The 4,007-nt window shown below is 57.1% G+C and carries 3 protein-coding genes; 2 read left to right on the top strand and 1 reads right to left on the bottom strand.

The features are described from left to right. Together Q0F21_RS06060 and lipB are read left to right on the top strand one after the other, a co-directional pair. Positions 1-2,704, top strand: a 2,704-nt coding sequence (locus tag Q0F21_RS06060) for a PD-(D/E)XK nuclease family protein (RefSeq protein ID WP_297238311.1), incomplete at its 5' end; no start/stop codon positions are given. A 4-nt stretch (positions 2,705-2,708) separates the two neighbouring features. After that, entirely contained in the window at positions 2,709-3,377 is a 669-nt protein-coding gene (gene lipB / locus Q0F21_RS06055; protein WP_297238309.1) for a lipoyl(octanoyl) transferase LipB, read from the top strand. Between the two features lie 66 nt (positions 3,378-3,443). On the opposite strand, the gene Q0F21_RS06050 is transcribed toward lipB, so the two are convergent. Continuing rightward, positions 3,444-4,007 (bottom strand): peptidylprolyl isomerase (locus Q0F21_RS06050; protein WP_297238307.1); only part of this gene is annotated, 564 nt, incomplete at its 5' end.

The raw sequence follows: 4,007 nt of genomic DNA, 5'->3' as shown, positions 1-4,007 counted from the left end.
GCTGATATACGAGAAGGACGCGAAGCTGCCGGAGCTGACGACGATGGACGGGAGCAAGTCGGAGGAGATGAAAAAGAGGTTCCTCGACTTCTGGATGAAGCTCCCTGAGATCTACGACACCGCCAAGAGTCTCATGAGAGAGGATGGACTCGCCTACGAGGGGATGATGCTCCGGGAGGCGGCGGAGCAGATCAAGACCGGGAAGCTCAGCCTCACCGATGACGGGATGATCACCGTCTTTGCGGGACTCAATGCTCAGACGCCCGCCATGTACAGGATCCTTGACCACTTCAAGGAGTCCAAAAAGGCAATCTTCTACTGGGACTACTTCACCGACCCGATCCTGAAGTCTCCCGGACTGGCCGGCTCCTTTGTCAGATACAATACCACCAACTACCCCGCTCCGACCGACGAGCCCTACCACATCGACTTTGAGGACCCCGATCAGGCACACGAGCTCCACACCGCACTCATATCGACCGCCTCGGCAGTAGCCCAGACCGGAGCGATCCGTAAGCTGATAGAGAGAAGCAAGCAAGAGGACGGCTGGGATAAGATCAAGAAGTCGCTGACCGGCACCGATGAGAGTACTTCACTCTTCGACCCGGATGAACCACTGAAGACGGCGATCGTCCTACCTGACGAGAATCTCCTGCTGCCTCTGCTGAGCAATATGCCGAAGGGGATCGACAAGATCAATGTCACCATGGGCTACCCCATCAAGGGCATCCCCGTCGCTGCAATGCTGAGCCTGCTGCTTAAGTACTGGAGCAACTACTACACGCGGGGGCAACGGTACCGCCTCACCGAGGTATGCGAGATCCTCCTGCTGACCGCCCTCTCCAAGTTTTTCTCCGATAAGAAGATGGTAGAAGCACGCCGACAGCTGATGGATCAGCTGATCGACGAGAAGAGGTACTTCATCGGCACCGACGACCTACAGGCCCTGATCGAAAAGAACTTCCCCGGTAAAAGCCGCACAAAGGATATACTGCTGACTATTTTCTGCAAAGCAGATACCCTCTGTCAGTCGACCACAGACATGGTCCGCTATCCCGAGGGGGTTGCGCTGACGAAGCAGGTGGATGATCTCCTCGGACTCCTCGTCACGGAGAGCGCATCCACAGAGGAGGAAGAGGATCCCGAGCAGGGTATGATCAAGTACATCCGTCGATACCTCATTAGGCCACAGCTCATCTCTCAGAGGGCCTACTATGAGCGCCACCCCGAGAGCAGCCCGAACCCCTTCTCCTTCCCCGTAGTGGTGGATCTCCTCCGCACCACGATCTCTCAGGCGAGGATCCCCTTCAGCGGCATGCCTCTGGGAGGCGTACAGGTGATGGGGCTATTAGAGACACGTGGGCTTGACTTCGACACTGTCATCATCCCCGATGCAGCTGAGGGCATCCTCCCCACTGCCACCCGGCTCGATACGACCATCCCATTCTCTCTCCGGACAGCGTACGACCTCCCGACGACCGATCTGCAGGAGCAGACAAGAGCCTACAATTTCTTCCGTCTAATGTCGCGTGCCAAACGCGTAGTCTTCCTCTACGACTCACGCACCGGAGACTCTTCCGTGGGAGAGCCGTCACGCTACGTGCAGCTCCTCAGGGACGTCTACCACGTGCCTATGTACGAGGCGGAGGCCTCTTTTCCCCTCACCAGAGCAGAGGCTGGTGGCGACTTCATTGAGGACAAGACGCTGGTCAGCCGGTACAGGGCTAGCGTAAGCGCCAAAACGCCTACACAGAAGGTAAAGCGCCTCTCCGCCTCACGGATGAAGGACTTCCACACCTGCCCGAGACGCTTCTACTACACCGCCATCGAGGGAATCAAGGACGACGAAAACCTGTCCGGTGTCCTCGACAAGAGAGACAGTGGTACCCTCTTCCACACTGCGATGCAATTGCTCTATAAGGAGAGTGAGGGGAAAAAAGATGGTCTCTCACTTAATAGTCTCACTGAAATCCTGAATAGCGATGCAATAATAGACAATGCTGTAGACAAGAGTGCCATGGAGCTCCATCTCGAGACGAAGAAGAGTGACTACAACGACAACCAGCTCGAGATGACGAGGAAACTTGTCCGGCGAATGGTGGAGGCGGACCTTGAGCGGGTCCAGGCAGGCGGCGACATCACCTACGTCGGCGGGGAGATAGAGATAGAGACCACTTATGTGGGAGCAAACTTCAAGCTCGTTATTGACCGCATAGACGTGCAGGGTGACACCATCAATATCATCGACTACAAGACCGGGCGGGACAAGACCGAGTGCGATCTATCTAAGTGGCCTAAAGAGTCGGATAATCTGGGCGAGTGCCTCAAGCAGGCTAAGGAAATCAACGGCGCAGTCATCCAGCTCCTGTACTACTGCGACGTGATACTCACGTCGGGCGAGCTCAACCGGTTCTTGTCAGATAAAAACCTTAACATCCGCCCGATGATCCTCAAGCCCGGTGCGCCCGACATTAATGACGGCATCATCACACTGAAGGTCCCAAAGGAAATAGACCCGAACCCGGTCGTGATCAGCGACTACCGGACAAATGTGGACTCAAGTGTGAAGGAGTACCTGCGAGAGGCGGTGAGACTGGTCATCAGCCCGGACTTCACCTTCGATGTAGACTCGGGTAGCAGCGATGGCTGTAAATACTGCCCCGCCTCCATGCTGTGTGAGAAGTATGTCCAAAAAAAATGGTAAACCTATGACTGAGCTACAAGTCATCATCAATCCCTCCGGCATCAGCTACGTCGACTCCTACCATCAGCAGCGAGAGCTCTTCGACCAAGCGATTGAGGCAAAGCACCGCGGTGAGGTGCCGAGGCAGTATCTGATCTTTAACGAGCACAAGCCGGTCATCACCCTTGGGCTTAATGCTAAGGAGGAGAGCCTCCTCTACCCCGAGGAGCAGATCCGCCAGGCAGGTATCGACCTCGTCCGGACCAATCGCGGGGGTGACGCCACCTACCACGGTCCGGGGCAGTGGACCGTCTACCCGATCCTCGACCTCGAGCAGTTACACCTCGGCGTCAGGCGCTACGTTGCCGCCCTCGAGGATGTGGCGCTCACCGTGCTGCGTAGATACGGGCTCGCCGGTGAGCTGATGGACGATGCCCCAGGCGTCTGGCTGCATACAGACAGCTATCCCCGCAAGGTCTGCGCCCTCGGTGTGCACGCCAGCCGCTTCGTCACGATGCACGGCATTGCCTTCAACGTCAATACCCATGAGGATGCCTACCACTGGATCAACCCCTGCGGCTTCAGCGACCGCGGTGTCACCAGTATGGCTCGGGAGCTGGGACACGAGATCCCTATGGTGGAGGCGAAGGAGGCGCTGCTGGACGCCTTCCGCGAGGTCTTCTCCTTCGACTAAATAGCAGTGCAAAAGCGCTGAGGTCCCTCCACGATAATGGAGAGACCTCAGTTCTAATAAGGGAGCTTAGTGGGACTTGTGACAGAGACAGTCGTTGCCACGTCCGTGGTGGCAGGTGTCGTCGTGATGGTGTCCACAGCACTCGTCATCGTCTGAGCCGCAGCAGCACCCCCCGTGGAGGAGTTGCTCGAAGCGCTTGAGCTCCTGATCCGTGGCGGGATGAGCCTCCTGCACGTGACCGACGAAGTGAAGCGTCTTGCCGGAGAGCGGGTGATTGAAGTCCATCTTCACCTTATCCTCCGTGATGTCGAGCACCAGCCCATTGACCGTCTGACCGTCAGCGGTACGCATCGGGACATAGCGCCCCACCTGTACAAAGCCGCTATCAAACTTTCCCTCCGGATCTTGGAAGATGGACTTGTCGAGATCCATCAGGAGCTGCTCCTGGATGGGACCATAGGCAGCCTCAGGCTCGAGCGTGAAGTCAAAGGCATCCCCATCATCGAGACCGCTTAGCTCCTTCTCAAAGTCCGGCAGCAGGATCCCGAGACCATGGACATAGTCCATGGGACGATCCTCAGTCGTCTCCTCGACAAAGGTCTCGGAGCCGTCGGGAGCTACCTCGGTGAG

Source organism: uncultured Porphyromonas sp., from assembly GCF_934359325.1.
Taxonomy (GTDB): Bacteria; Bacteroidota; Bacteroidia; order Bacteroidales; family Porphyromonadaceae; genus Porphyromonas_A.
The sequence above is the reverse complement of the archived record's forward strand: the minus strand, read 5'-3'. Positions and strand labels throughout refer to the sequence as shown.

Excerpts from the sequence above, each read along its gene's own strand:
- lipB (WP_297238309.1), top strand. The coding sequence starts at position 2,709 with ATGACTGAGCTACAAGTCATCATCAATCCCTCCGGCATCAGCTACGTC.